The 23,307-nt window shown below is 74.2% G+C and carries 26 protein-coding genes; 15 read left to right on the top strand and 11 right to left on the bottom strand.

The annotated features are described in order from the left end of the window. The first annotated feature begins 62 nt into the window (after positions 1 to 62). Positions 63 to 407 carry an ArsR/SmtB family transcription factor gene (locus EV190_RS14030; RefSeq protein ID WP_133742000.1) on the top strand — a complete coding sequence of 115 codons (345 nt, stop codon included), beginning with the start codon at positions 63 to 65 and terminating at the stop codon, positions 405 to 407. Positions 408 to 475: 68 nt separating this feature from the next. Then, a complete protein-coding gene (locus EV190_RS14025) occupies positions 476 to 2,104 on the top strand; it encodes a SulP family inorganic anion transporter (protein WP_133742064.1) in 1,629 nt (542 codons plus the stop codon). A 57-nt stretch (positions 2,105 to 2,161) separates the two neighbouring features. Here the strand turns inward: EV190_RS14025 and pcaD are convergent, their stop codons facing one another. Continuing rightward, positions 2,162 to 2,926, bottom strand: coding sequence for a 3-oxoadipate enol-lactonase (pcaD, locus tag EV190_RS14020; protein ID WP_133741999.1), 765 nt, complete (start codon positions 2,924 to 2,926; stop codon positions 2,162 to 2,164). Positions 2,927 to 3,263: 337 nt separating this feature from the next. Further along, positions 3,264 to 4,439 carry a thiolase family protein gene (locus EV190_RS14015; RefSeq protein ID WP_133741998.1) on the bottom strand — a complete coding sequence of 392 codons (1,176 nt, stop codon included), beginning with the start codon at positions 4,437 to 4,439 and terminating at the stop codon, positions 3,264 to 3,266. A gap of 386 nt (positions 4,440 to 4,825) precedes the next feature. Between EV190_RS14015 and EV190_RS14010 the strand changes: the two genes are divergently transcribed. From EV190_RS14010 to EV190_RS14000, 3 genes are all read left to right on the top strand, one after another. Then, entirely contained in the window at positions 4,826 to 5,968 is a 1,143-nt protein-coding gene (locus EV190_RS14010; protein WP_133741997.1) for a nitric oxide synthase oxygenase, read from the top strand. Positions 5,969 to 6,152: 184 nt separating this feature from the next. Next, entirely contained in the window at positions 6,153 to 6,809 is a 657-nt protein-coding gene (locus tag EV190_RS14005; protein WP_133742063.1) for a RibD family protein, read from the top strand. Continuing rightward, positions 6,806 to 7,282, top strand: a complete 477-nt coding sequence (locus EV190_RS14000) for a deaminase (RefSeq protein WP_133741996.1) — start codon at positions 6,806 to 6,808, stop codon at positions 7,280 to 7,282. Before EV190_RS14005 ends, EV190_RS14000 begins: the two co-directional genes overlap by 4 nt. Positions 7,283 to 7,421: 139 nt before the next feature. On the opposite strand, the gene EV190_RS13995 is transcribed toward EV190_RS14000, so the two are convergent. Both EV190_RS13995 and EV190_RS13990 read right to left on the bottom strand, forming a co-directional pair. Next, positions 7,422 to 8,276, bottom strand: coding sequence for a Rieske 2Fe-2S domain-containing protein (locus EV190_RS13995; RefSeq protein WP_133741995.1), 855 nt, complete (start codon positions 8,274 to 8,276; stop codon positions 7,422 to 7,424). A gap of 45 nt (positions 8,277 to 8,321) precedes the next feature. Further along, positions 8,322 to 9,398: an FUSC family protein gene (locus EV190_RS13990; RefSeq protein WP_133741994.1), complete on the bottom strand. Its 1,077-nt coding sequence runs from the start codon at positions 9,396 to 9,398 to the stop codon at positions 8,322 to 8,324. Between the two features lie 180 nt (positions 9,399 to 9,578). Between EV190_RS13990 and EV190_RS13985 the strand changes: the two genes are divergently transcribed. Together EV190_RS13985 and EV190_RS13980 are read left to right on the top strand one after the other, a co-directional pair. After that, positions 9,579 to 9,998: a CBS domain-containing protein gene (locus EV190_RS13985; protein ID WP_166655459.1), complete on the top strand. Its 420-nt coding sequence runs from the start codon at positions 9,579 to 9,581 to the stop codon at positions 9,996 to 9,998. Between the two features lie 92 nt (positions 9,999 to 10,090). Next, complete coding sequence (locus EV190_RS13980; protein WP_133741993.1) at positions 10,091 to 11,131, top strand: glycosyltransferase family 9 protein; 1,041 nt, start codon at positions 10,091 to 10,093, stop codon at positions 11,129 to 11,131. An 18-nt stretch (positions 11,132 to 11,149) separates the two neighbouring features. Here EV190_RS13980 and EV190_RS13975 read toward each other — a convergent pair whose 3' ends face one another. The 3 genes from EV190_RS13975 to EV190_RS13965 all read right to left on the bottom strand — a co-directional run bounded on the left by EV190_RS13975 (position 11,150) and on the right by EV190_RS13965 (position 12,547). Continuing rightward, positions 11,150 to 11,569, bottom strand: a complete 420-nt coding sequence (locus EV190_RS13975; protein ID WP_133741992.1) for a ChaB family protein — start codon at positions 11,567 to 11,569, stop codon at positions 11,150 to 11,152. A gap of 31 nt (positions 11,570 to 11,600) precedes the next feature. Then, positions 11,601 to 12,005 (bottom strand): four-helix bundle copper-binding protein, encoded by a 405-nt coding sequence (locus EV190_RS13970; RefSeq protein ID WP_133741991.1) that lies wholly within the window; start codon positions 12,003 to 12,005, stop codon positions 11,601 to 11,603. 89 nt (positions 12,006 to 12,094) lie between these two features. Then, positions 12,095 to 12,547, bottom strand: coding sequence for a hypothetical protein (locus EV190_RS13965; RefSeq protein WP_133741990.1), 453 nt, complete (start codon positions 12,545 to 12,547; stop codon positions 12,095 to 12,097). 176 nt (positions 12,548 to 12,723) lie between these two features. Here EV190_RS13965 and EV190_RS13960 point away from each other — a divergent pair, with 176 nt between their 5' ends. From EV190_RS13960 to EV190_RS13950, 3 genes are read left to right on the top strand one after another with little or no spacing between them, the layout of a single operon-like run. After that, positions 12,724 to 13,104 carry a DUF3140 domain-containing protein gene (locus tag EV190_RS13960; protein WP_133741989.1) on the top strand — a complete coding sequence of 127 codons (381 nt, stop codon included), beginning with the start codon at positions 12,724 to 12,726 and terminating at the stop codon, positions 13,102 to 13,104. A gap of 32 nt (positions 13,105 to 13,136) precedes the next feature. Further along, on the top strand, positions 13,137 to 14,492 hold the full coding sequence (locus tag EV190_RS13955; RefSeq protein ID WP_133741988.1) for a cytochrome P450: 1,356 nt from the start codon (positions 13,137 to 13,139) through the stop codon (positions 14,490 to 14,492). A gap of 52 nt (positions 14,493 to 14,544) precedes the next feature. Next, positions 14,545 to 14,748: a DUF2795 domain-containing protein gene (locus EV190_RS13950; protein ID WP_133741987.1), complete on the top strand. Its 204-nt coding sequence runs from the start codon at positions 14,545 to 14,547 to the stop codon at positions 14,746 to 14,748. Positions 14,749 to 14,814: 66 nt separating this feature from the next. On the opposite strand, the gene EV190_RS13945 is transcribed toward EV190_RS13950, so the two are convergent. The 3 genes from EV190_RS13945 to EV190_RS13935 form a co-directional block, all read right to left on the bottom strand. Then, entirely contained in the window at positions 14,815 to 15,528 is a 714-nt protein-coding gene (locus EV190_RS13945; RefSeq protein WP_133741986.1) for a metallophosphoesterase family protein, read from the bottom strand. Next, on the bottom strand, positions 15,525 to 16,346 hold the full coding sequence (locus tag EV190_RS13940) for a nucleotidyltransferase (protein WP_133741985.1): 822 nt from the start codon (positions 16,344 to 16,346) through the stop codon (positions 15,525 to 15,527). Before EV190_RS13940 ends, EV190_RS13945 begins: the two co-directional genes overlap by 4 nt. Positions 16,347 to 16,549: 203 nt before the next feature. Beyond that, complete coding sequence (locus EV190_RS13935; protein WP_133741984.1) at positions 16,550 to 17,629, bottom strand: SDR family NAD(P)-dependent oxidoreductase; 1,080 nt, start codon at positions 17,627 to 17,629, stop codon at positions 16,550 to 16,552. Between the two features lie 344 nt (positions 17,630 to 17,973). On the opposite strand from EV190_RS13935, the gene EV190_RS13930 reads away from it, so the two are divergent. After that, complete coding sequence (locus EV190_RS13930; RefSeq protein ID WP_133741983.1) at positions 17,974 to 18,813, top strand: SigB/SigF/SigG family RNA polymerase sigma factor; 840 nt, start codon at positions 17,974 to 17,976, stop codon at positions 18,811 to 18,813. 72 nt (positions 18,814 to 18,885) lie between these two features. Here the strand turns inward: EV190_RS13930 and EV190_RS13925 are convergent, their stop codons facing one another. Then, on the bottom strand, positions 18,886 to 19,140 hold the full coding sequence (locus EV190_RS13925) for a MerR family transcriptional regulator (protein ID WP_133741982.1): 255 nt from the start codon (positions 19,138 to 19,140) through the stop codon (positions 18,886 to 18,888). 211 nt (positions 19,141 to 19,351) lie between these two features. Here EV190_RS13925 and EV190_RS13920 point away from each other — a divergent pair, with 211 nt between their 5' ends. The 4 genes from EV190_RS13920 to EV190_RS13905 all read left to right on the top strand — a co-directional run bounded on the left by EV190_RS13920 (position 19,352) and on the right by EV190_RS13905 (position 23,306). After that, positions 19,352 to 20,254 (top strand): manganese catalase family protein, encoded by a 903-nt coding sequence (locus tag EV190_RS13920; RefSeq protein WP_133741981.1) that lies wholly within the window; start codon positions 19,352 to 19,354, stop codon positions 20,252 to 20,254. A gap of 144 nt (positions 20,255 to 20,398) precedes the next feature. Continuing rightward, positions 20,399 to 21,577, top strand: a complete 1,179-nt coding sequence (locus EV190_RS13915; RefSeq protein WP_133741980.1) for a zinc-dependent alcohol dehydrogenase — start codon at positions 20,399 to 20,401, stop codon at positions 21,575 to 21,577. Beyond that, on the top strand, positions 21,574 to 22,353 hold the full coding sequence (locus tag EV190_RS13910; protein ID WP_133741979.1) for a substrate-binding periplasmic protein: 780 nt from the start codon (positions 21,574 to 21,576) through the stop codon (positions 22,351 to 22,353). Before EV190_RS13915 ends, EV190_RS13910 begins: the two co-directional genes overlap by 4 nt. Then, the gene (locus tag EV190_RS13905; protein ID WP_208113173.1) at positions 22,350 to 23,306 is read left to right on the top strand and encodes a cation transporter; all 957 of its coding nucleotides are present in this window, start codon (positions 22,350 to 22,352) and stop codon (positions 23,304 to 23,306) included. Before EV190_RS13910 ends, EV190_RS13905 begins: the two co-directional genes overlap by 4 nt. Position 23,307 lies beyond the last annotated feature (1 nt).

The following is a 23,307-nucleotide window of genomic DNA, read 5'->3' as shown; positions in this document are numbered from 1 at the left end:
ATTCTTCATATTCATACATGATTATCCGGTCAAGTCATCAGAAAGCGAAAAAAGGGGACACCGTGCCGGTGCCGCTCTACCAGGCCAAGGCGGAGTTCTTCCGCACGCTCGGCCACCCCGTCCGGATACGGGTGCTCGAACTCCTCCAGGAGGGGCCACGGCCGGTGCACGAACTGCTCGCGGACATCGGGGTGGAGGCGTCCAACCTCTCCCAGCAGCTGGCCGTGCTGCGCCGCACCAACCTGGTGGCCTCCCGCCGCGAGGGCGGCGCCGTGCTGTACGAGCTGAGCACGCCCGAGGTCGCCGACCTGCTGCGGGCCGCCCGTGGAATCCTCACCAGCATGCTCGCCGACCAGGGGGAACTCCTGGCGGAGCTGCGCGGGACACGGGGGGAGGAGCGGAAGTGAGGACGGGTGTCCGGGCTGTGGCCGGCCGGGTCACCGGGCTGCTCCCCGCGCGCGCGGACCTCGCGCGGATGCGCCACGCGCCGGGACGCGACCTGCTGGCCGGACTGACCGTCGCCGTCGTCGCGCTCCCGCTGGCCCTGGGCTTCGGCATCTCCTCGGGCCTGGGGGCGGAGGCCGGCCTGGTGACCGCGGTCGTCGCGGGCGCGGTCGCCGCGCTCTTCGGAGGCTCCAACCTCCAGGTGTCCGGTCCCACCGGCGCGATGACCGTGGTGCTGGTGCCCATCGTCGCCGAGTACGGCCCTTCGGGGGTGCTCACCGTGGGGCTCATGGCGGGCGCGCTGCTGGTGCTGCTGGCCGTGCTGCGCGCGGGCCGCTACGTCCGGTACATCCCGGCTCCGGTCGTGGAGGGCTTCACCGTCGGCATCGCCGGGGTCATCGCCCTGCAGCAGGTCCCCGCTGCGCTCGGCGTACCCGCCCCCGAGGGGGAGAAGGTCGCGCTGGTGGCGTTCGAGGCCGTCCTCGACTTCGCCGCCCGCCCCGACTGGACGGCGGTCGCGATCGCCGGAGGTGTGGCCGCCGTGATGCTGGTCGGCGCCCGGTGGCGTCCCACGATCCCGTTCTCGCTGCTGGCCGTGGTGGTGGCGACGGCGATCACCGAGGCCGCGCGCTTGGACGCGGAGCGGATCGGCGGACTCCCGGCGGGTGTTCCCGCGCCCTCCGTCGCCTTCCTCGACCCCTCCCAGCTGACCGCGCTGGCGGCGCCCGCCTTCGCGGTGGCGGCCCTGGCCGCCCTGGAGTCGCTGCTGTCGGCGACGGTCGCCGACGGGATGAGTGTCAACCAGCGCCACGACCCCGACCGGGAGCTGTTCGGCCAGGGACTGGCCAACCTCGCCGCCCCGCTGTTCGGCGGGGTCCCGGCCACCGCGGCCATCGCCCGCACCGCGGTCAACGTGCGCTCGGGCGCGAACTCGCGGCTGGCCTCGCTCACCCACGCCCTGGTTCTGGCCGGGATCGTGTTCGCCGCCGCGCCCCTGGTGGAGCGCATCCCGCTGGCGGCCCTGGCCGGGGTGCTGCTGGCCACCGCGGTGCGGATGGTGGAGGTCGGCTCGGTGCGCGCAATGGTCCGCGCGACCCGCTCGGACGCGCTCGTGCTGGTGCTCACCGCCGTCGCGACCCTCGCCCTGGACCTGGTGGTCGCGGTCATCGTCGGCATGCTCGTGGCCGGGGCGCTCGCCCTGGCCGCTCTGGCCCGCGACGCGAGCCTCGACCAGGAGGAACTGGAAGGGCACCTCCCGCCGGGCGACCACACCGAGGCCGAGCGCGCGCTGCTGGCCGAGCACATCGTGGCCTACCGGCTGGACGGCCCGCTCTTCTTCGCCGCCGCGCACCGGTTCCTGCTGGAGCTCAGCGAGGTCGCCGACGTGCAGGTGGTCATCCTGCGCATGGCCAGGGTCAGCACCGTCGACGCCACCGGCGCGCGGGTCCTGGGCGACGCCGTCGACCGGCTCCAGGCGCGCGGGACCACCGTCATGGTGTCGGGGCTCCGGCCCGGGCAGTTGCGCCCGCTGGAGTCGCTGGGCACGCTGCCCCGGCTCCGGGAGGCCGGATGCGTCTTCGACACCACCCCTGAGGCGATCAGCGCGGCACTGGACGCGGTGCGCCGCTCGGGGGTGCTGTCGGCGGAGGACATCCGCTGATCCGGGCCCTCCCGCCTGGCGCCGCCGTCGCCGCTCGTGCCCCCACCGATTCCGGGCTTACTTGCCGAAGTGCTCGATGAGCAGTTCGTTGACCACGGTGGCCTGCTCCCAGGAGGCCAGGTGCGCCGCGTCGGGCACGATCTCCAACCGGGAGTCCGGGATCGACGCGGCGATCAGCTCGGCCTGGTCAGGCGGGGTCGACGGGTCGTCGAACCCGCCCACCACGAGGGTGGGCGCGGTGATCGCGGGCAGGTCCGGGCGCAGGTCCATGCGCCCGATCGCGTCGCAGCAGCCCGCGTACCCCTCGGCGGGGGTGTCCGCGATCATCTCGGCGAACAGCGCGACGGTGTCGGGCTCGCGCTCGGCGTAGGCGGGCGTGAACCAGCGGCCGACCACGCCCGGGGCGACCGCGGCGGGGCCCTCGGCGCGCACCAGGCCGGCTCTCTCGGCCCACGCCTCGGGTGTGCCGAGCAGGGGCGAGGTGCACAGCAGCGCGAGCCGGTCGATCCGCTCGGGCGCGTGCGCGCCCAGCCACATGCCGGTCATGCCCCCGAGCGACAGGCCCGCGAAGTGCGCTCGCCGTACCTTCAACCGGTCCATCAGCCGCACCACGTCCGAGCCCAGGTCGGCCATCGAGTAGGGGCCCGGCGGGACCGGGGAGCCGCCGTGGCCCCGGATGTCGTAGCGGACCACCCGGAAGTCGCCGGTGAGGCCCGCCATCTGCGGGTCCCACATGCCCAGGTTGCTGCCCAGCGACCCGCTGAGCACCACCACCGGCGCGTCCTCGGGGCCGTCCACCGTGTAGTGCACGTCAACGCTCATCGTCTCTCCTCCTCGAAGCCGTGCGCCGGACACCGGAGCGGCCGGGGACCGGCCGCTCGGGAGGCGCGTTGAGAACGATCATGGCCGACCGGGTCCCCCCGGCCAAGGGGCGTGGACCGTCCGGGCCCGTCCCGGGGCGCGGCCGCCCGGCCCGCCGGGGGACCCGCCGAACGGCCCCGCGCCCCGGTGCGCCATGGGCCGCTCCCCGGGGCTGGCCGCCGGAGGGTTCGCTCCGGGGTCCCGAGGGGTCCTACCCAATGCGGCGGGGTTGCTGTTCCCCCGCTGCTCCCGACCGGCCCGCCCGGTTCCGCGGGACCGGGACCCGGCGTCAGCGGCCTCAGGCGCGCAGTACCACGGCGAGCCCCTGGCCCACCCCGATGCAGACGGCGGCCAGGCCCCAGCCGCCGCCGCGCCGCCGCAGCTCGTGCGCGAGCGAGCCGACGACGCGGGCGCCCGAGGCGCCCAGCGGGTGCCCGATGGCGATCGCGCCGCCGTTGGGGTTGACGACCCCGGGGTCCAGTTCCGGCCAGAGCCTCAGGCAGGCCAGCGACTGCGCGGCGAACGCCTCGTTCAGCTCCACCACGGACAGCTCGTCCCAACCGATCCCGGCGCGGCGCAGGGCGGTCTCGGCGGCCTCGACCGGGCCGATGCCGAACCGGTCCGGGTCCACGGCCGCGACCCCGCGGCTCACGATCCGGGCCAGCGGCTCCCGCCCGACCCGGTCCGCGGCGGCGGCGTCCCCGATGAGAAGGGCCGCCGCGCCGTCGTTGAGCGGGGAGGCGTTGCCCGCGGTGATGGTGCCGTCGGGGCGGAAGGCGGGCCTGAGACCGGCGAGCTTCTCGGTGGAGGTCTCGCGGATGCTCTCGTCGCGCTCAAGGTCCGCGCCCGGGACCGGCGCGACCTCGGCGTCGAACACCCCAGCGGCCCACGCCGCGGCGGCCCGCTCGTGGCTGCGCGCGGCGAAGGCGTCCTGCTCGGCGCGGCCGATCCCGTACTCCTCGGCGACCTGCTCGGTGCTCTCGCCGAGCGAGACGGTCCACCGCCCCGGCATGGCGGGGTTGACCATCCGCCAGCCCAGGGTGGTGGAGTGCAGGGTCTCGTGCCCGGAGGGGAAGCCCTTGGGGGGCTTGGGAAGGACCCAGGGGGCCCTGCTCATCGACTCGACGCCGCCGGCCACCGTCAGGGAGGCGTCGCCCACGGCGATCGCGCGGTTGGCGGCGATCACCGCCTCCATGCCGGACCCGCACAGCCGGTTCAGGGTCGCCCCGGGGACGCGGGTGGGCCAGCCCGCGAGCAGCACCGCCATCCGGGCCACGTCGCGGTTGTCCTCGCCCGCCCCGTTGGCGTTGCCGAAGTACACGTCGTCGACGGAGGCGGGGTCGAGGGCGGGGCTCCGCACACCGAGTGAGCGGACCACGTGCGCGGCCAGGTCGTCGGGGCGGACGCCGGCCAGCGCGCCGCCGTAGCGGCCGAAGGGGGTGCGTACCGCGTCGATAACGTACACGTCGGTCATGGTTGACTCCTGGATCGCGTCGGGCCGGGGAACGGCCAAGAAACATACCGTCCGGTCAGTCTGCGCGGTGCGTCGAGCTCGGGTCCACCCGGGGCCCGTGGGACCGCCGCGACCGACCGGGCGGGGCGGCACCGGGACCGGAGCCCCCGGGCCGTCGCGTCCTCCCCGCGGCGCGGGCGGAAAACGTGACAGTCGGAGTCCGGGCAGCTCTTCCCGCGTTCTGCCGGTCAGGTCGGACAAATCACGGTTTTCTCCACCATCGTTGGGGCCTAGGGTCGCGTGAGTGGCCGCGGACGGTACGTGGTCGTGGGAAGCGAGGATCAGACGTGGGACTCGGTGGCGACGCGGTTGTCCGGGGGCGGAACGCTTGGGGAACGGGCACGGCGGTGGAGCCCCCGGGCGGGGCGGGGCCGGTCGAGGTCGACCTCGGCGAGGCCGAGGACTTCCTCCGGCTCTTCCACACGGAGCACCCCGGGGCGGGGGACCTCCAGGCCCGCTGGAGCGAGGTGCGCGTGGCGGTCGCCCGCACCGGGACCTACACGCACACGCCCGAGGAGCTCCGCTTCGGGGCCAAGGTCGCCTGGCGCAACTCCAGCCGGTGCATCGGCCGCCTCTACTGGAACAACCTCCAGGTCCGCGACCACCGCACGCTGTACACCCCCGCCGCGGTCCACGAGGCGCTGGTGGAGCACCTGCGGCTGGGCACCAACGGCGGCGCGATCCGGCCGACCGTCACCGTGCTGCCGCCGCTGACCCCCGACGGCCGGGGGATACGGGTGCGCAACGAGCAGCTCGTCCGGTACGCGGGCTGGCGCGATCCGGAGGGGGCGGTGCTCGGCGACCCCGGGCAGGCCGGGTTCACCGCGATGGCCCGCGGACTGGGCTGGCGAGGCGGGACGGGCGGCCAATTCGACGTGCTTCCGCTGGTCATCGACGTTCCCGGATACCAGCCGTGGGTGGCCGAGGTGCCCCCCGACGCGGTGCTGGAGGTGCGGATCACGCACCCCGAACTGCCGTGGTTCGCCGACCTGGGGATGCGCTGGCACGCGGTCCCGGTGATCTCCAACATGCTGCTGGGCATCGGCGGGCTCCGCTACCCCGCGCCGTTCAACGGCTGGTACATGGGCACCGAGATCGGCGCCCGGAACTTCTCCGACGAGGACCGCTACAACCTGATCCCCGAGGTGGCCAAGCTCCTGGGCCTGGACACCTCCCGCGAGGACACCCTCTGGCGGGACCGCGCCCTGCTCGAGCTCAACCGGGCGGTCCTGCACTCCTTCGCCGAGGCAGGGGTCACCATCACCGACCACCACACCGAGTCCCGCCGCTTCCTGCTGCACCTGAGGAAGGAGGAGCGGGCCGGCCGGATCGTTCCCAGCGACTGGTCCTGGATCGTGCCGCCGATGTCCGGCGGCATCACCCCGGTGTACCACCGCTACTACGACGAGGCCGACCTGATGCCCAACTACCTGCCCGACCCCCGGACCGGGGCGGCCGACCAGGGGTGCCCCTTCGGCTACGGGGCCTGACCCGTGGCACGGCCTCCGGTGCCCCCACACCGCCCGACACGTGCTCAGGACCGGTTCCGGGGAGGTTCCCACACGCCGGCTTCCCGCCGGAGTGTCGTCCGCTCCCGGGCGCGGGAGGACGCCGCGATGTCCTAGCCTTGGCCGCGTGAACACGCCGCGCCCGCACGTCGTCCTGAGTTGCGCCATGTCCCTGGACGGCCGCGTCGACGACCTCTCGCGGGAGCGGCTGCGGCTGTCCGACGAGGCCGACTTCGACGAGGTCGACGAACTCCGCGCCGGTTGCGACGCGATCCTGGTCGGCGCGGGGACCGTGCGCGCCGACAACCCGCGGCTGCTCGTGCGCTCGCCCGAGAGGCAGCGGCGGCGGCTCGCCGGGGGCCGGCCCGCGCATCTGCTCAAGGTCGTCCTGAGCGCGTCGGGGGAACTCGATCCGGCGGCGCGCGTCTTCACCACCGGGGACGCCGGAGCCGTCGTCTACGTGGCGGACGGCGCGCGGGCCGGGACCGAGCGGCGGTTCGCCGGGGCCGTGACGGTCGACGTCGTGGCCGCGGGGGATCCGGTCGACCTCGGGACGGTGCTCGCGGACCTGGCCCGGCGGGGCGTACGGCGTCTCATGGTCGAGGGCGGGGGAGCGGTGCACACGGCCTTCCTCACCCGGGGGCTCGCCGACGAGCTGCGCCTGGCGGTCGCCCCGTTCTTCGTCGGGCAGCGGGACGCGCCCCGGTTCGTGCGCCCCGGCGTGTTCCCGCAGGGCCCCGGGGCGCGTATGCGGCTGCTGGAGAGCCGGGCCGTGGGGGACATGGCGGTGCTGCGCTACACGACGGAGGGGGAGAGCGGATGAGCGGCGGGGCCACCGACCGGGACCTGGGGATGCTGCGCGCGGCCGTGGAGCTGTCCCGCTCCTGCCCGCCGTCGGACACGGCGTTCTCGGTCGGCGCGCTCGTCGTGGACGAGGACGGCCGGGTCATCGCCGACGGGTACTCCCGGCGGGACGACCCGCACGACCACGCGGAGGAGGCGGCGCTGCGCGCGCTCGCCGCGGACGACCCCCGGCTGGCCGGGGCCACCGTCTACAGCTCCCTGGAGCCGTGCAGCGCCCGCGCCTCGCGTCCGCGCTCGTGCGCCGGCCTCATCCTCGACACGCCGGTGCCGCGGGTGGTGTTCGCCTGGCGGGAGCCCGAGCTGTTCGTGGACTGCCGGGGCGCCGAGCTGCTGCGCGCCGCCGGCCGCGAGGTCGTCGAGGTCCCCGCCCTGGCCCCCCTCGTCCGCGAGGTCAACGCGCACCTGCTCCAGGGAGGCTCCGGCGCGGGGTGATCCGCGTACCGGTGCTTCGGGCGGGCATGCCACGAGGGTTCCGTTGACGATCCTGACGTTTGCGTTCTACAAAACGGACGAAGTGGAACGCTGGCGTCAAGGTCATCGAGCAGGTCCCTGTCCGCGGGCGCCCGAGCCCCTACCCCAGGCGCGGCGGGCGGCGGACGCTCACCGCGCCGTCGTGTACGGACACCTCCAGCGCCTGCTGCGCCGCGGTGGCCGGTCCGTGCGCCACCACGCCGTCGGCCGTCCTGAAGGCGCTGCCGTGCCAGGGGCAGCGCAGGCAGTCGCCGTCGACCTCGCCCTCGAAGAGCGGGCCGCCCATGTGGGCGCAGGTGCCGACCAGCACGTGCACGTCCCGGTCGCGGCGCACCACCGCGAGCGGGACGTCGCCGAGGTCGGCGCGCGCGGCCTTCCCGTCGGGGAAGTCGGTGATCCGGCCGATCCCGTGCCATCCGGACGGCAGCAGGTCGACCAGGTGGTCGGCGTGGTTCGCGCCGCCGGTCCGGTAGTAGGCGATGTGCGCGCCGAGCATGCCGCCCAGCCCCACCGCGCCCATCCCCGCCATGGCCAGCGCCCTGCCCAGGCCGTCCCGTCCCCGCGCCCGCGCCAGCGAGGAGGCGCCGAACAGCAGGATGCCGACGTCGTTGGCCGCCGCGTGCACGATGCCCACCCGCTGGTGCCGCCTGCGCATGCGCGACCAGTCCACGGCACCGGCCAGCGCGGCCGGTACGGCCGCCAGGAGCCCGACGTTCACCAGAACGCGGGCCGGGCGCCGGGCGCCGGGCATGAGGTCGAGCAGCAGCGCCGACGTCCAGACGCCGATCGGGACCTGGACGAGCAGCGGATGCGCCGGATGGCCGAGCTGGACGCCGTGCAGCACGTCGCGCAGCCGCCCCTCGGGGACGCGGTCCACCATCCGCTTGACGACGGCCACCGCCTGGTCCAGCTTCTCGGCCTCTTCGATCCGACGGATGCGTTCACCGATTCTCATGCGCGCGCGGCTACCCGGGAAGCCGCGCGCCGAACCGCGCCGTGCTCATCGGGGGAGTTCGCGCAGGACGCGGTGGGTGCGCCAGGCGAGCTGGTGTTGCGTGTCGTCGACCTCGGCCGCGCGGTGCCGACCGGCGACGTAGCGGTCGAGGGCGCGCTGCCCGGCCCAGGCCTCCCCGGTGTCGATCCGTCCTCCGGAGGGGGACGCCTCGCCGAACCGCCGCACCGCCGCGCCGATCCGTTCCATGACCTCGGTGAACCGCTCGGTGAACCCGGCGTCGAACTCGGTCCGCTCCTCGCTGTCGAGCGTCTCGCGCAGCAGGTACCCGATGCCGCGGGTCAGCGCCGCGACCTGCTCCAGCGTGTTGATGTCGGCTGATTCGGGCAGCGGCGGACGCTTCGGGGACAGCGCCCGCAGGTTCCACCGCACGCTCTCGTAGGCGCGGTCGAAGGCCGACCGCGCGTCGCGTCCGCTGCGGCCGAGCTCGTCGTCCAGTTCCTTCCACCGCGACCATCCGCGCTCGGGGTCGGCGGTGATCAGCGCCAGCTCGTCGAGGACCGCCGCGATCGACGAGCCGAACCAGGTCAGGTTCTGGTCCGCGGGCCTCACGTACAGCGGCGGCAGCACCACCACGTTGACCATCAGCCCGACCGTGATGCCGATGCCCAGGTGGGCCAGGCGCGGCAGCGTGTAGTCCCAGGCGTGGTCGCCGCCGAACAGCAGGACGAACAGGGCGGTGACGGCGACCTGGAAGCCCTGGTCGCCGAGCCGCTGCCAGTGCCCCACCACGAGCGCGACCAGCAGTGTGAGCGCGATGCTCAGGGCGTTGACACCCAGCACGACACCGGCCGGGACGGCGATCGCCGCCCCCAGCAGGAAGCCCGCCGCGTACCGCAGCCCCTCGCGCACCGAGCGCGCGGCGGTGGGGTACACGGTGACGAGCGCGCCCATCGGCGCGAAGTAGGGGGTGGTCCCCCCGGGAAGCAGCAGCGCCAGCCACCAGGCGGCGACCGCGGCGACGACGGTCTTGACCACCACGTCGATCCGCTCCACCCGACGGCTGCGGTCCTCCGGCGACATCAACCCGTCGCGGCCGGGCCTCCGGAATCCGCGCACTCTCATACGTCCCTCCCTCGCTCCGCGCGGAACTGCTATCCGGGGAGCGCGGTTTCACCCCGTTCGTCCGCACCCTGTTTCGGCGCGTTCCCGCAAGCCCCCGATTCCCCCTGGCCAGGGTGTTTCAAGTGCCCTCCGACCGGTAGCCGATCCGGTGGAACCGAACGGAAGGAAAGGAGCGGAACCGTGGCCCAGAAGATCCGTGACGTGATGACCGCCCGGCCGCGCACGATCCCGCCCACGGCGACACTGCGTGACGCGGCGGCGCTGATGCGCGACTCCGACGTCGGCGACGTCATCGTGGCCGAGAACGACAAGCCCGTGGGCATCCTCACCGACAGGGACATCGTGGTGCGGTGCGTGGCGCAGGGCGGCGCGCCGGACGTCGAGCGTGTGGACTCCGTCAGCAGCTCCCGGGTCGTCTCCGTGTCACCCGACGCCGACATCACCGAGGCCGCGCGGATCATGCGTGAGAAGTCCGTGCGCCGACTGCCGGTCGTGGAGGGGGACACGATCGTGGGGGTCGTCTCGATCGGCGACCTGGCGATCGAGCGGGATCCGAGGTCGGCGCTGGCCGACATCAGCGCGGCCCGCCCCAACGAGTAGCGGGGCGGAGCGGCCCAGCGGGGCGGCCGCCGAGGGCGGCCGCCCCGCTGGGCGCGGGGTTTGAGACCCGGCCGTTTCGGTAGCCGTGCGCCATGGCAGAACAACGCGGCGTCCAACGGGAGTCCACCGGATCCGGGCGGGTCGTCCCCAGTCAGCGCAGACCCGTCCTGGTGGCGCTGCGCGCCCTGGGCCTCGGCGACTTCGCGACCGGGGTCCCGGCGCTGCGCGCCCTGGAACGCGCCTTCCCCCGGTACCGCCGGGTCCTGGCGGGCCCCGAGTCCTACCGGGACCTGCTGGTGCTGGCCGGGCTGGACTGGGAGACCCTCGTGGTGGAGGGCCCCGACTCCCTGCCGTGGGGGAAGCGGCGACCCCCGGAGATCGCCGTGAACCTGCACGGCCGCGGTCCGCTGAGCGTGGGGGCCCTGGCCGGGCTCGACCCGGGGCGGCTCTGGTCGTACCGGCACCACACCTACGCCGGGCCGGGCCGGCCGCGCTGGCCCGGCGGCCTCCACGACGTGAACGTCTGGTGCGGCCTCCTGGAGCGCTTCGGCATCCCGACCCGCCCCGGCGACCTGCGGTGGCCCGCCCCCGACACCAGCGCGGTCCCGTCCGGGACCGCCGTCGTGCACCCCGGGGCGTCCTCGGGCTCGCGCCGCTGGCCGGAGCTGCGGTTCGCCGAGGTCGCGCGGGGGCTGCGCGGGCGGGGGCTGCGCGTCGTGGTCACCGGCTCGGCGAACGAGCGCCGCCTCGCCGAGCGCGTGGCACGGGTGGCGGGCCTGGAACCGCGGTCGGTCCTGGCCGGAGGGACGACGCCGCACAGGCTCGCCGAACTCGTGGCCGGCGCGCGCCTGCTGGTGTGCGGCGACACCGGGGTCGCCCACCTCGCGACCGCCTACGGAACGCCGTCGGTCCTGCTGTTCGGCCCGTCGTCGCCCGCTGTGTGGGGGCCCCTGATCGACATCGAGCGGCACCTGTGCCTGTGGGCGGGGACCACCGGGGACCCGCACGCGGACCGGCTCGACCCCGGCCTGGCCTCGATCACGGTGCGCGACACCCTCGCCGCCTGCGACGACCTGCTGGAGGGCCGCCCAAGCGTGCCCGTCCGGGCCCCGGGCGAACTGATCCGCTGGTGAGCGACCGGGGCGGCGGGCCTATCCCTTCTTCTCCCGCTCCCGCGCCTTCCTGGTCCGGGAGCGGTTCTCCTTGCGCAGCGCGTCGACCAGCTCGTCCTTGGTCATGCCCGACCGGCCGGGAACGTCCAGCTCGCGGGCCTTCGCGTACAGGTGCTCCTTGGAGGCGTTGGCGTCCACTCCCTCGGCGGTGGGGCGGTCCTCCCCCCGTCCGGCTCCCGAACGGGAAGCCTGGGCGTCCGAGGGCCCCTTGCCCTCCTTGGGCTCCCAGTGGTCGCCGACCTTCTCGAAGGCGTGCTTGAGCGCGGCGTAGGCGACGCGGTGCGCCCGCTCGCCCTCGCCGTAGGTCTCGACGGCGGAGTCGTGGGCCTCGGCCCAGGTGCGCCGCGCCTTGCTCGGGGAGCGTCGCAGCGTGCCGGGCATCTCGTCCTCGGCGGGCATCGCCGGTCCTCCTCTGGTCGGGGTCTTCTCGTCACAGCGCCGCCAGCAGCCGGCGGCACGCCTCCTCGCACAGGCGGCACGTGTCCGCGCACAGGCGGCAGTGCTCGTGGGCCTCGGCGTGACGCTCGCACTCCAGCGCGCACTGGGAGCAGGCCACCACGCACGTCTGGAGCAGCGACCGCTCCAGGTCCGGGCGGGGCTCGGTGCGCCGGGTCAGCACCTGCTCGGCGGCGCGGCACACGTCCGCGCAGTCCAGGTCGGTGCGCAGGCAGGAGACGAGCCCGGCCACGTCGCTCTCGCCGAGGCAGGCGTCGGCGCAGGCGGTGCACGCCTGCACGCACGTGGCCAGCCGTTCGATGCAGCTCCTGAGCAGTTCGGCGTCGGTCCCGCTCTCGCGCGGGTGAAGGCGCAGGAACTCCTCCGTCTGGGTGACCATCGCGTCCTCCTGTCGGTGGCACTGCTTCCCGGTCTCTCGTTCCTCCGGTACTCCTCCGTGCGCCTAACCCCGCCCCGCACGGGTAAACATCACGCGCCCCCGCGCATCCGGCGCAGCCCCGAGGCAAGGGCGGAGCCGTAGACCACGTGCGCCAGCGCCATGGTCCAGGCGCGTCCGGGGGCGTCCCGGTGCGCGGGCGGCTGGACGGTCAGGGCCGGAACCCACCCCTCGTAGGCGAGCAGCCACACCCCGAGCCCGTACGCCACCCCGGTGAGCACGCGCGGCCGCCGGCCACCGGTCAGGACGCCGAACACCGCGCCGGCCCCGGCGCCGAACCCCAGGTGCGCCGCGACGGTCGCGGCGTCCTCCCCCGAGCGCGGGGTGTGCGGACCCCCGCCCGGCAGGAGCCGGCGTGTCAGCAGCTTCGGCGGAAGGCGCCCGACCCTGCCCGACCTCCTGCCCGCCACCATGACCGCGCTCATGGCCAGGGTCGCCGCGACCCCCGCCGCGCCGCCCTGCGCTCCGGCTCTCAGCACTCCCACGACCGGCTCCCCGGGTCCGCGCGGGCGCGGCGGCCCGCGATCACCTCTGCGGCTACCACCCCCGGCCCCGTCCAAACGCGGCGGGGGAGGCGGTGCGGGGGTTTGCGGAGAAGGCGATTCGGTAGCTGGGCCGACAGGGCCGACACCCCGCGAGAACGAACGGAAGGGAGGCCGACATGGCCGAGGACCGTCTTGAGGGCGAGGACGCGGAGCTGTGGACGCGGTTCCACGAGACCGTCAACATGAGCGGCGCGGAACTGCGCTCGTGGCTGCTGACCGACGCCTCGGGACCGGAGGTCTTCACCTCGGACCCCGCGATGGGGATCACCGCCACCGGGCGGGACGTCCTGCACGTGCTGGACAAGCGGCGCACCGACCTGACCGACGACGACGTGCGGACCATGCGGCACGCGGTGGACGAGGTGGCCGCCCTGTTGTCGCACCCCCGGCCCGACGACGAGAAGTGGCGGCACGCCCTGATGGGGCTGGGACACGACCCGCTCAAGCCCGACTCGCCCCGTCCGGGGGACGAACCGGGCGTCGGCGAACCCGAGTGACCGCCCGAGGCCGAGACGAGGAGGACACCCCCATGGAGGGAACGGCGGATTCCCCGCCCTCGCTTCCGCGCGCCTCGGCGGCGGAGCAGCTGAGCGTCGTCGCGACCATGCTGGTCCCCACCCTGGCCCGCGGCCCCGTCCTGCGGAGACCCTTCTGGGAGGCCGCGGCGACCGCTCTGGACACCGACGGGCGCGCGGGGCGGGTCCTGCGCCGCATGCGCGCCGCGCACGGACCCGGACCGGTCCGGGTCAACGTGCTCGGCAGGCGCGGCGTCCTGCTGCTCACCCCCGACCAGGTGCGCCGCGTGCTGATGGGGTCGCCGGAGCCGTTCACCCCGGCGAGCAGGGAGAAGGAGGGCGCGCTCGCGCACTTCCAGCCGCACGCGCTGCTCGTCACCCGGGGGGACGCGCGCCCCGCGCGGCGGCGGTTCAACGAGGAGGCGCTGGGCACGGGGAAGCGGGCGCACGCCCTGGCGGCCTCCTTCCTCGCCGCCGTCCGCGAGGAGGTCGAGGTCCTGGACCACGCGCTGGGCGCGGACCGCGAGCTCACCTGGCCCCGGTTCGCCCCGTCCTGCTGGAACGCGGTGCGGCGCATCGTGTTCGGCGACTCCGCGCGCGAGGACCGGTACACCACCGACCTGCTGCGCCGCCTGCGCGCCGACGCCAACTGGCTGTACCTGCGTCCCCGGAGGGACCGGACGCGGGCGGAGTTCGAGGAGCGCGTCAACGAGTACCTGGACCGGGCCGAGCCCGGCAGCCTGGCCGCCGAGATCGCCCGGACGGCCGCTCCGGCCGGGACCGATCCGGCGGGCCAGGTGCCGCACTGGCTGTTCGCCTTCGACGCCGCCGTGATCACGGCCTTCCGCGCGCTCGCGCTGATCGCGGCGCACCCGGAGGAGGCCGCGCTGGTCCGCGCCGAGCTCGCGGGGCACGACGTGTCCGACCCCGGGGGAGTGGCCGGGCTGGACCGGCTGCGGGCCGCCGTCATGGAGACGGTCCGGCTGTGGCCCACCACTCTGGCGATCCTGCGCGACAGCACCGCCGAGACCGTGTGGGACGGCGCGACCGCCCCGGCGGGCACGGCATTCGTGGTCTTCAGCGCGTTCTTCCACCGGGACCCCGACCACCTGCCCCACGCCGACCGGTTCGCGCCCGAGGCGTGGCTGGAGGGGAACACCGCCGGGGACTGGTCGGTGGTCCCCTTCAGCGGCGGTCCGGCGCGCTGCGCGGGCGAGGACCTGGTGCTGTTCACGACCACCGCGCTGCTGGCGGCGCTGCTGGAGCGCCGCGAGTTCCGGCTGGTGGCACCGGGCCGGATGGGCCCGGACCGGCCGTTGCCGCACATGCTCGACCACTTCGCCCTGCGCCTGGCCGGCTCGGCCGTCTGAGCGCGCCCCGCCCGGACCCGCACGAACACCGCACACCGGAAGGAAGACGACCATGGCAGACCCGACGTTCATCGAGGTGCAGAAGGCGCTGGCCGGCATCGAGTACCCGGCGGGCCGCGACGACCTCGTCAGGCACGCCCGGAACAACAGCGCCGGGGACCACGTGCTCGACGCGCTGCGCGAGATCGAGGACCGCGACTACGAGGGGCCCAACGAGGTGAGCTCGGCGGTGTCCGACGCCACCGGCGGCCACTGACCGCCACCGCGCGGCGGCCCCTCCCGACCGGGAGGGGCCGCCGCGCGGTGACGCGGGTCCGGCGGGTCAGTCCTGGATCCGGTACACGCCGTAGGGGCGGCCCAGCACCGGAAGCGCGACGTTGCGCACCCGCACCCCGCCCGGTGTCAGCCCGCACTCGGTGCCCTTGTGGGCGTGGCCGTGCACCGCCAGGTGCGCGCCCGCGGTGTCGACGGCCTCGGCGAGCAGGTAGCTGCCCAGAAACGGGTAGATCTCCGGAGGCTCGCCGACCAGGGTGTCCTTGACCGGCGAGTAGTGGGTGAGAGCGACCGTGAGCTCGGTGTCCAGGGACTTGAAGGCCTCCCGGAGGCGCTCGGCGGCGTCGCGCGAGTGCCGGACGAAGCTCTTCATCTCGGGTTCGCCGAACTCCGAGGCGCACTTACCCGAGAAGCCCATGCCGAAGCCCTTCACCCCGGCGACGCCGAGCCGCCCGCCCGCGCAGTCGAGCGCGACCGCGTCGCCCTCCAGGACCGTGATCCCCTCCGCCCGCATCGTCTCGGCGATCTTGTCCTGGGCGTCGGACTGGTAGTCGTGGTTGCCGAGCACCGCGACGACGGGCACCGGCAGGCCGCGGAACTCCTCCGCCACGACCCGGCCCTCCTCGACCGTGCCGTGCTTGGTGAGGTCCCCGGCCAGGAGCAGCACGTCCGCGTCGTCGGCGAGCCGCCCCAGCCGCTCCCGGTAGCGGCCGCGCATCTCCTCGTCCAGGTGCACGTCACCCACTGCCGCGACGGTGATCATGGCAGTCGCTCCTCCCGGATCGGGCCGTCCATCCGGACGACGGACAGTTCGTCGTGGACGCGGTAGCCCGCCATCGTCTCCTCGGCCACCTCGACGACCTTGAGGCGGCGGCGGGGACACGAGACCTCTCCGGACAGATAGACGTCCTCCCCCACCACCCGCACCCGGATTCCCTGTTCGGCGGTGCGCGGATCCTCCGCCAGTGTCTGCTGGAGGTGGCCCGCCGCGTACTGCGGAGCCTCGTGCGGCATTCCGCTCTCCTCTCTGCTGATCACGTCCAGACCTCCCAGCAGCACCAGGAACGCCAGTGCGTAGGGGGAGCCGCGGACGCGGACGCGGACCTGCTCCCAGTCCACCTGCTCGCGCAGCGCCCGGGCCGTGACGAGCGGCCCGGCGAAGTCGCACTCGTGCTCGGTGAAGGCGCGCAGCCGCATGACAAGCAGGTCGGTGGCGTCCAGCACCGGGACGTGCACCGAGTCCACCTTCAGGGGCGTGGCGCGGTCCAGCATGGCGCGTGTGACCGGGAGGTCGGACGGACTGTGGATCAGGTCCACGAGGACGTCGCCGTCGTGGGCCTTGACCAGCCAGTCCTCCACGGTGTCGGCGGGCGTCAGGCCCGCCTTGGCCAGGACCTCCAGGGCCCGTTCGGCGTCCTCGGGCAGCACCGCGAAGTCCACGTCGTGCCGGGAGGGCGGCGCCCCCCGCGCGAACGCCGCGAAGCCCCCGCTCAGTGCGAACGGCACCCCGTCGGCCTTGAACGCGCCCGCCACGCGTTTGAGCGTGGTCAGCAGCGCCCGAGTGCGTGGTTCGTGCTCCATCGGACGGCCCCTTCTACCGACCGGGGCGCGCTGTGGGCCGGCCCGGCCGGGTCGTGGTGCTCGAGACCCTCCGCTACCGCCCTCGAACCGCTTCAAACGCGGGGCACCCTTTTCCGTCCCCCCGGTGATCTTGGCGTTTCCGGGGTCTCAACCGTCTCCGAGACCCCGGAAAGGTCAAGATCACCGGGGAGACACGCGGGAGGCTAGTCCCCCGACGGCGTGTGGCGGCCGTTGTGGGCGGGCAGCTGGTTGGTCCGCTCGCCCGCTCTGTCGTTGAGGCGGGTGAGCAGGCCCAGCCCCCACCGGTCCGCTTGGGGGGCGGCCTCCAGGCCGCTGGTGGGCCGCACGGGCCCCGGGCCGGGGCCGGGCAGCACCCGGTTCATGGCGCGCAGCACCGCCTGGGTGAGCCTCGGCGCCATGCCGTGGGCGGTCACGGCGGTGTGCGCCACCGGGGTCAGGGTGAGGTGGTGCCGCCCCTGCTGGACGGCGTCGACGATCCGCCGTGCCGCGCGCTCGCCGTTCATGGACACCAGCGGTATCGAGGCCAGGGCGGCGAACCAGGCGTACTCCAGGCCGGGCCGGCCCCCGAAGAGGGCGCGCCGGGGCGATCCGGTCCGCATCAGGCCGGGGACGACGGTGAGCACCCGCGTGCCGTGGCGGGCGAGTTCGGAGTCCAGCCCCTCGGACAGGCCGACCTGCGCGAACTTGGCGCAGGCGTAGGGAAGAAGGTGGGGAGGGCTGATCTTGCCCCCGATCGAGGTGATGTTGACGAGGACCCCGCCGCCGCGCAGGTGCGGCCGGGCGGCCTGGGCGACGCGCAGCGAGGCCCAGAAGACCGTGTCCATCGCGTCGTGGAAGTCGGCCTCGTCCAGCGAGTCCAGCGGGGCGGTGTGGATGATGCCCGCGTTGTTGACGACGATGTCGAGCCCGTCGAACCGGGCCGCCGCGTCGGCCACCATGGCGCGCACGGCATCGGGGTCGCGCAGGTCGCAGGCCAGGGCGTGCGCCCGGACCCCGCGGGCGGTCAGGTCCGCGGCCGCCCGGTCCAGCTCGTCGCCGTCCCGGGCGCACACGACGACGCGGCACCCCCGCGCGCCCAGCTCGCGGGCCAGCAGCAGACCCAGGCCCCGCGACCCCCCGGTGACCAGGGCGGTGCGGCCGCGCAATCCGAACACGGGGCGGCGGCCGCTCCAGACCGCGGCGGCGAGCACCCCCGCCGTCACGGCCGTTCCCGCCAGTCCCGCCGCCCCCGCCAGTCCGGCCACTGCCGCTCGTCCTCGCATGCTGCCTCCCGGTCGTGTGTGCACCTGAGAGGAACCCATTCACCGACGGTGGCCGCCTCAAACTCCGGCACCTTGTCCCCTGGCAAAACAACCTTCCGGTTTCGGCCGTGTTCGTTCCCTAACCGTGATGTCTTGCTTACAGTGGGTGGCGTTCGCAGGTCCGAATGAGGACCTAAATCCCATCCGTCACTTCGGCCCGCCTTTCACCTGGAGACGACCGAACACCGCGAATCGACCGGTGGGTCGCTCCTGAGCGGGATTTCCCGGTGGCACCGGCCATCGCGCGGGCCACCTGCCCGAAGTGCCGGAAACTTTCACCATGACCCTGCGGGGGACGTTTCGCAATGTCCGTTTCGGCTTCACATCACGGTTGCGGCACCAGCAGCAGGAACGGTCGCCGCGTCCCGCCAAACCGCCACTCCGACGACGCCTACCTGCGTCAAACCCGCGAACTGCTCGAGGAGCTCGGCCGCGTCCGCGAGGACCCGGACCGCCGCGAGCGCATCTACGTCGAGCTGACCGAGCTGCACACGCCCGTCGCCAGGCGCATCGCCCGCCAGTACCGCAACCGCGGCGAACCCGAGGAGGACCTGCGCCAGGTCGCGATGGTCGGCCTCTACAACGCGATCCGCAACTTCGACCCCGCCTACGGCAAGGAGTTCATCTCCTACGCGCTGCCCATGATGACGGGCGAGGTCAAACGGCACTTCAGGGACCGGACCTGGGCGGTCCGGGTGCCCCGCAAGCACCAGGAGCGGCGCGCCGAGCTCAACCGGGTGACCGCGGAGTTCGCCCAGCGGAACGGGCGCTCGCCCACCGTGCGCGAACTGGCCGTGCTGCTCGAGCTGGACGAGGAGGAGACCCTTGAGCTCATCGACGCCGCGCGCGCTTACAGCACGCTCTCCCTGGACGTGCCCTTCGGGGCCGACGAGGACGGGACCACGCTGGGCGACACCCTCGGCGGACTGGACGAGGCGCTGGAGCGGGTCGTGGACCACGCCACCCTCCGTCCGGCCCTGGCCGCGCTCCCGGCCCGCGACCGGCGCATCCTGCTGCTGCGGTTCGCGGGGGACAAGACCCAGGCGCAGATCGCCGAACTGGTGGGCCTGTCCCAGATGCACGTCTCGCGCAGGCTCGCGGCGATCCTGGCGACGCTGCGCGGCCAGCTCGTGCCCGACCAGTAGGCCCGGCCCGCTCCGAAACCCCCGGCGCCGGCACCCCGTCGTCTCCGTCCCGGGGCGCCGGCGCCGGGACCGTCAACGGTCCGGTGAGGCGTCCAAGACGTACCTGATCGTGGTGAAGTCGACCCCCTGGTCGAGGAGCTCGACCACGCGGCGGAGCCGGACGACGTCCCCCTCCTGGTAGACGCGGGACCCGTCGGACCGACGGGTCGACACGACCAGTCCCCGGTTCTCGTACAGCCGGACCGCCATCGGCGACACCCCGACGCTCTCGGCGACCGCGCGCAGCGTTCTCGGGGCCGAGGCCGGCGGCATGGCGGTACTGGTCATCGTGTCCGTCCTCTCCCTGCACGGCTGCTGCCGCCCCGCCTACTGACCCGGATGCGCCGCCGCGAAACAGGAAAACGGGCCCGACCGGCGCGCGGGAGAACCGTCCGGTTTTCCCGGCCGGATGGGTTCGCGCCGGGCCGGGAGGGTAGCTGGCGGCCCCGGATACCCGCGACCGGGCGGGGTCCGGCCGCACTCTGGAGAAGGGACCCGGATGTTCCGCCACACCAAGCACCTGCAGTTCGAGGCCAAGCCCGAGAAGCCCGACGCGCTGTACGCGATGAAGCTCCAGGAGCTGATCGGCGGCGCCTACGGCGAGATGACCGTGACCATGCAGTACCTCTTCCAGGGCTGGAACTGCCGGATGGAGGGCAAGTACAAGGACCTGATCATGGACGTGGCCACCGAGGAGATCGGCCACGTGGAGATGCTCGCCACGATGGTCGCCCGGCTGCTGGAGGGCGCGCCCTCCGAGGTCACGGCCGACGCGGTCAAGGATCCCGTGGTGGCGGCCGTCGTGGGCGGCATGAACCCCCAGCAGGCCATCGTCTCGGGCGGGGGCCCGGTGCCGGCCGACTCGGCGGGCACCCCGTGGAACGGCAAGTACATCGTGGCCAGCGGCAACCTCCTGGCGGACTTCCACGCCAACGTCGCGGCCGAGGCGCAGGGCCGGCTGCAGACCGCGCGCCTGTACAACATGACCGACGACCCGGGGGTCAAGGCCATGCTCAAGTTCAACCTCGCCCGCGACACCGTGCACCAGAACATGTGGCTGGCCGCGATCGAGGAGCTCAAGGAGGACGGCCTGGAGGACACCGTCGCGCCCGACGCCCTGTTCGACGAGGAGGACCAGACCCACTCCAACACCATCTGGGGGCTCTCCGACGGGACCGAGGCCGCCCGGGGACGCTGGGCGCACCGGCCCGCGCCCGACGGCCGCCACGAGCTGCGCTACCTCGACAACCCCGAGCCGCTGGGCGGCCCCGCCTCGGCGCCGCCGCCCGACCCCGCGCTGTACGCCACGTCCGACGGGAGGCCCGGCGAGGGCTCGGCCAAGGGGGCCGCCGCGGCGCCCGGCACGAGCATGACCGACAAGATCAAGAAGTCCCTCGAATGAGCCGGAGCCCGGAAAAGCCCGTCCCGCGCGGTTGAACCCGCTGCCCCGGGTCACTTGTGCAGGGACATGACCGACAACGGCGCGGACGCGGGGCCGGACCGGCACCGGTGCGGCCCCGCTCGGCGCGGGAGAAGGAGGCCCCGCATGCGAGCGCTCACCTGGCACGGCCCGCGCGACGTGCGCGTGGACACCGTGCCCGACCCCTTCATCCAGGAGCCGACCGACGCGGTCGTCCGTGTCACCACCTCGGGGCTCTGCGGTTCCGACCTGCACCTGTACGAGGTGATGGCGCCGTTCCTGGCCGAGGGGGACATCCTCGGCCACGAGCCCATCGGCGTGGTGGAGGCCGTCGGCGACGGGGTGGCGAACCTGCGGCCCGGCGACCGCGTGGTGGTGCCGTTCCAGATCGCCTGCGGGCACTGCGCCATGTGCGGGCAGGGCCTGCAGACCCAGTGCGAGACCACCCAGGTCCGGGAGGAGGGCATGGGCGCCGAGCTGTTCGGCTACACCAGGCTCTACGGCTCCGTTCCCGGCGCGCAGGCCGAGTTCCTGCGCGTGCCGCACGCCGACTACGGCCCGATCAGGGTCCCCCCGGGGCCGCCCGACGACCGGTTCGTGTACCTCTCCGACGTGCTTCCCACCGCGTGGCAGGCCGTCCGGTACGCCGACGTCCCCGAGGGCGGGAGCGTCGCGGTGCTGGGGCTGGGCCCCATCGGCGACATGTGCTGCCGCGTCGCCCGGCACCTGGGCGCCGAGCGGGTGTTCGGGGTCGACATCGTGCCCGAGCGGCTCGCGCGGGCACGGGCGGTCGGGGCGGAGGCCTTCTCCTTCGAGGAGGAGGGCTTCGTCGACGCGATCCGGGACCGCACCGACGGGCGCGGCCCCGACGCGGTGATCGACGCCGTGGGCATGGAGGCGCACGGCACGACCGCGGGCAAGATCGCCCAGCACATGGCGACGAGGCTGCCCAAGGGCCTGGCGGGCAAGCTGATGAGCACCGCGGGCGTGGACCGGCTCACCGCCTTCTACACCGCCATCGACCTGGTCCGGCGCGGCGGCACCATCTCCCTGACCGGCGTGTACGGCGGGATGGCCGACCCGCTGCCCATGCTCACCCTGTTCGACAAGCAGATCCAGCTGCGCATGGGCCAGGCCAACGTCAAGCGCTGGGTGGACGAGATCATGCCGCTGCTCACCGACGGCGACCCGCTGGGCGTGGACTTCTTCGCCACCCACCGGATGCCGCTCGAGGACGCCCCGCGGGCGTACGAGATGTTCCAGCGCAAGACGGACGGGGCGGTGAAGGTGCTGCTCGAGCCATGACCCGCGCCCCCGGTCCGCACGTCGCGCCGTTCCGCCACGAGAGCGGAGCGCAGGCGTGGGCGCGCGTGATCGTGGTCACCCTCCTCCTGCTCGCGACGTTCGCCGAGTTCGCGGCGCGGAACCCGTGGCCCGACGACAGCGAGGGAACCCTGGACCGGGTGCGCGGCGGCGTGCTGCGGGTCGGCGTGACCGGGTCCCCGCCCTGGACCAGGGTCGCCGACGACGGTTCGGTGAGCGGGGTCGAGCCGGTGCTCGTGCGGAGGCTCGCCGAGGAGCTCGACGCCCGGGTGCGCTGGTCCTCCGGCTCGGAGTCCGACCTGATGGCGTCGCTGCACGCGGGCGGCCTCGACCTGGTGGCCGGCGGACTCGGCGACACCGGGACCTGGCAGGGGATGGCGGCGCTCACCACGCCGTACACCACCACGCGCGCCGTGGTCGGCGTCCCCGCGCCGATGGCCGGCGAGGAGGTGTCCGGGACGCGGGTCGCGGTGCGGGCGGACACCGCCGAGGAGGCGCGGCTGCGCGAGGAGGGCGGGATCGCGGTCCCGTACACGGGGCCGGCGCCGCCCCCGGGGGAGCCCGCGGTCGTGGGCGAGTGGATGCTCGGGCCGCTCGGACTGCGCGACAGCGGGGTGGAGCTGAGCCGGTCGGACCACGTGATGGCGGTGCGCATGGGCGAGAACGCCTGGCTGGCCACTGTCGAGGGGTACCTGCTGGACGTTCCGGACGAGGAGCTCCGGCGCCTCCTGGTCGAGGCCGAGGGAGCGGGCCGGTGACGCGGATCTACGACCACTACGAACTTCCCGAGGAGAAGGAGCGGCTGCACCTGCGGGCGGTGCGGCTGGAGTGGGCCACCATCGCCGTCTTCGTCGTCACCATCGCCCTCATGGCGGTCACGCTGGGGCAGTCCCAGGCGATGAAGGCGGCGTGGACGGAGGACTTCCTCTCGCTGGTGCCGCCGATCGCGTTCCTGGTCGCCGACCGGCTTCGGGACCGCGGGCCGAACGAGCGCTTCCCGTACGGCTACCACCGTTCGGTCGCGATCGGGTTCCTCGCCGCGGCGCTGGCCCTGCTCGCGCTCGGCGGCTACATCCTGGCCGACTCGCTGACGCGGCTGGTGACCGGCGAGCGCCCGCCCATCGGCCTGGTCGAGATCGCGGGATGGCAGGTCTGGCTGGGCTGGCCGATGATCGCGGTGCTGGCGGTCACCGCCGTCCCGGCGGTCGTGCTCGGCCGGATGAAGATCCGGCTCGCCCGGGAACTGCGCGACAAGGTCCTGTACGCCGACGCCGAGATGAACCGGGCCGACTGGATGACCTCCGGCGCCGCGATCCTGGGCGTCCTGGGCATCGGGGCGGGGTTGTGGTGGGCCGACGCCGTCGCCGCGGCCGTCATCTCCGCCGACATCGTCCGCGACGGCCTGCGCACCACCCGGACGGCGGTGACGAACCTGATGGACTCCCGCCCCACGCCCGCCACCGGGCACGGGACCGATCCCGTGCCCGAGAAGCTGGTCGGCATCGCCCGGACGGAGCCCTGGGTGCTGGACGCGTGGGTGCGGCTGCGCGAGGAGGGGCACGTGCTCGTCGGCGAGGTACTGGTGGTGCCCCGGCCGGACACCGAGGGGATCACCGGGCGCCTGGAGCGCCTCGGCGCGCGGCTGCGCGAGTCCGACTGGCGGGTCCACGACATCGTGGTGGCGCCGGTGGCGCGGATCGAACGGCAGTAGG

The sequence above is a fragment of the Actinorugispora endophytica genome, from assembly GCF_004363075.1.
In the GTDB taxonomy this organism is placed as follows: Bacteria; Actinomycetota; Actinomycetes; order Streptosporangiales; family Streptosporangiaceae; genus Actinorugispora; species Actinorugispora endophytica.
This window is presented reverse-complemented; position numbering and strand designations above follow the sequence as displayed.

Coding starts and splice junctions, on each gene's coding strand:
- EV190_RS13960 (WP_133741989.1), top strand. CDS start 12,724: ATGGCCGAGGACCGTCTTGAGGGCGAGGACGCGGAGCTGTGGACGCGG.
- EV190_RS13910 (WP_133741979.1), top strand. CDS start 21,574: ATGACCCGCGCCCCCGGTCCGCACGTCGCGCCGTTCCGCCACGAGAGC.
- EV190_RS13935 (WP_133741984.1), bottom strand. CDS start 17,629: ATGCGAGGACGAGCGGCAGTGGCCGGACTGGCGGGGGCGGCGGGACTG.
- EV190_RS14000 (WP_133741996.1), top strand. CDS start 6,806: ATGAGCGGCGGGGCCACCGACCGGGACCTGGGGATGCTGCGCGCGGCC.
- EV190_RS13990 (WP_133741994.1), bottom strand. CDS start 9,398: ATGAGAGTGCGCGGATTCCGGAGGCCCGGCCGCGACGGGTTGATGTCG.
- EV190_RS13930 (WP_133741983.1), top strand. CDS start 17,974: ATGTCCGTTTCGGCTTCACATCACGGTTGCGGCACCAGCAGCAGGAAC.
- EV190_RS13980 (WP_133741993.1), top strand. CDS start 10,091: ATGGCAGAACAACGCGGCGTCCAACGGGAGTCCACCGGATCCGGGCGG.
- EV190_RS14015 (WP_133741998.1), bottom strand. CDS start 4,439: ATGACCGACGTGTACGTTATCGACGCGGTACGCACCCCCTTCGGCCGC.
- EV190_RS13955 (WP_133741988.1), top strand. CDS start 13,137: ATGGAGGGAACGGCGGATTCCCCGCCCTCGCTTCCGCGCGCCTCGGCG.
- EV190_RS14025 (WP_133742064.1), top strand. CDS start 476: ATGCGCCACGCGCCGGGACGCGACCTGCTGGCCGGACTGACCGTCGCC.
- EV190_RS13925 (WP_133741982.1), bottom strand. CDS start 19,140: ATGACCAGTACCGCCATGCCGCCGGCCTCGGCCCCGAGAACGCTGCGC.
- EV190_RS14005 (WP_133742063.1), top strand. CDS start 6,153: ATGTCCCTGGACGGCCGCGTCGACGACCTCTCGCGGGAGCGGCTGCGG.
- EV190_RS13945 (WP_133741986.1), bottom strand. CDS start 15,528: ATGATCACCGTCGCGGCAGTGGGTGACGTGCACCTGGACGAGGAGATG.
- EV190_RS13995 (WP_133741995.1), bottom strand. CDS start 8,276: ATGAGAATCGGTGAACGCATCCGTCGGATCGAAGAGGCCGAGAAGCTG.
- EV190_RS13950 (WP_133741987.1), top strand. CDS start 14,545: ATGGCAGACCCGACGTTCATCGAGGTGCAGAAGGCGCTGGCCGGCATC.
- EV190_RS13970 (WP_133741991.1), bottom strand. CDS start 12,005: ATGGTCACCCAGACGGAGGAGTTCCTGCGCCTTCACCCGCGCGAGAGC.
- EV190_RS13920 (WP_133741981.1), top strand. CDS start 19,352: ATGTTCCGCCACACCAAGCACCTGCAGTTCGAGGCCAAGCCCGAGAAG.
- EV190_RS13915 (WP_133741980.1), top strand. CDS start 20,399: ATGCGAGCGCTCACCTGGCACGGCCCGCGCGACGTGCGCGTGGACACC.
- EV190_RS13940 (WP_133741985.1), bottom strand. CDS start 16,346: ATGGAGCACGAACCACGCACTCGGGCGCTGCTGACCACGCTCAAACGC.
- EV190_RS13975 (WP_133741992.1), bottom strand. CDS start 11,569: ATGCCCGCCGAGGACGAGATGCCCGGCACGCTGCGACGCTCCCCGAGC.
- pcaD (WP_133741999.1), bottom strand. CDS start 2,926: ATGAGCGTTGACGTGCACTACACGGTGGACGGCCCCGAGGACGCGCCG.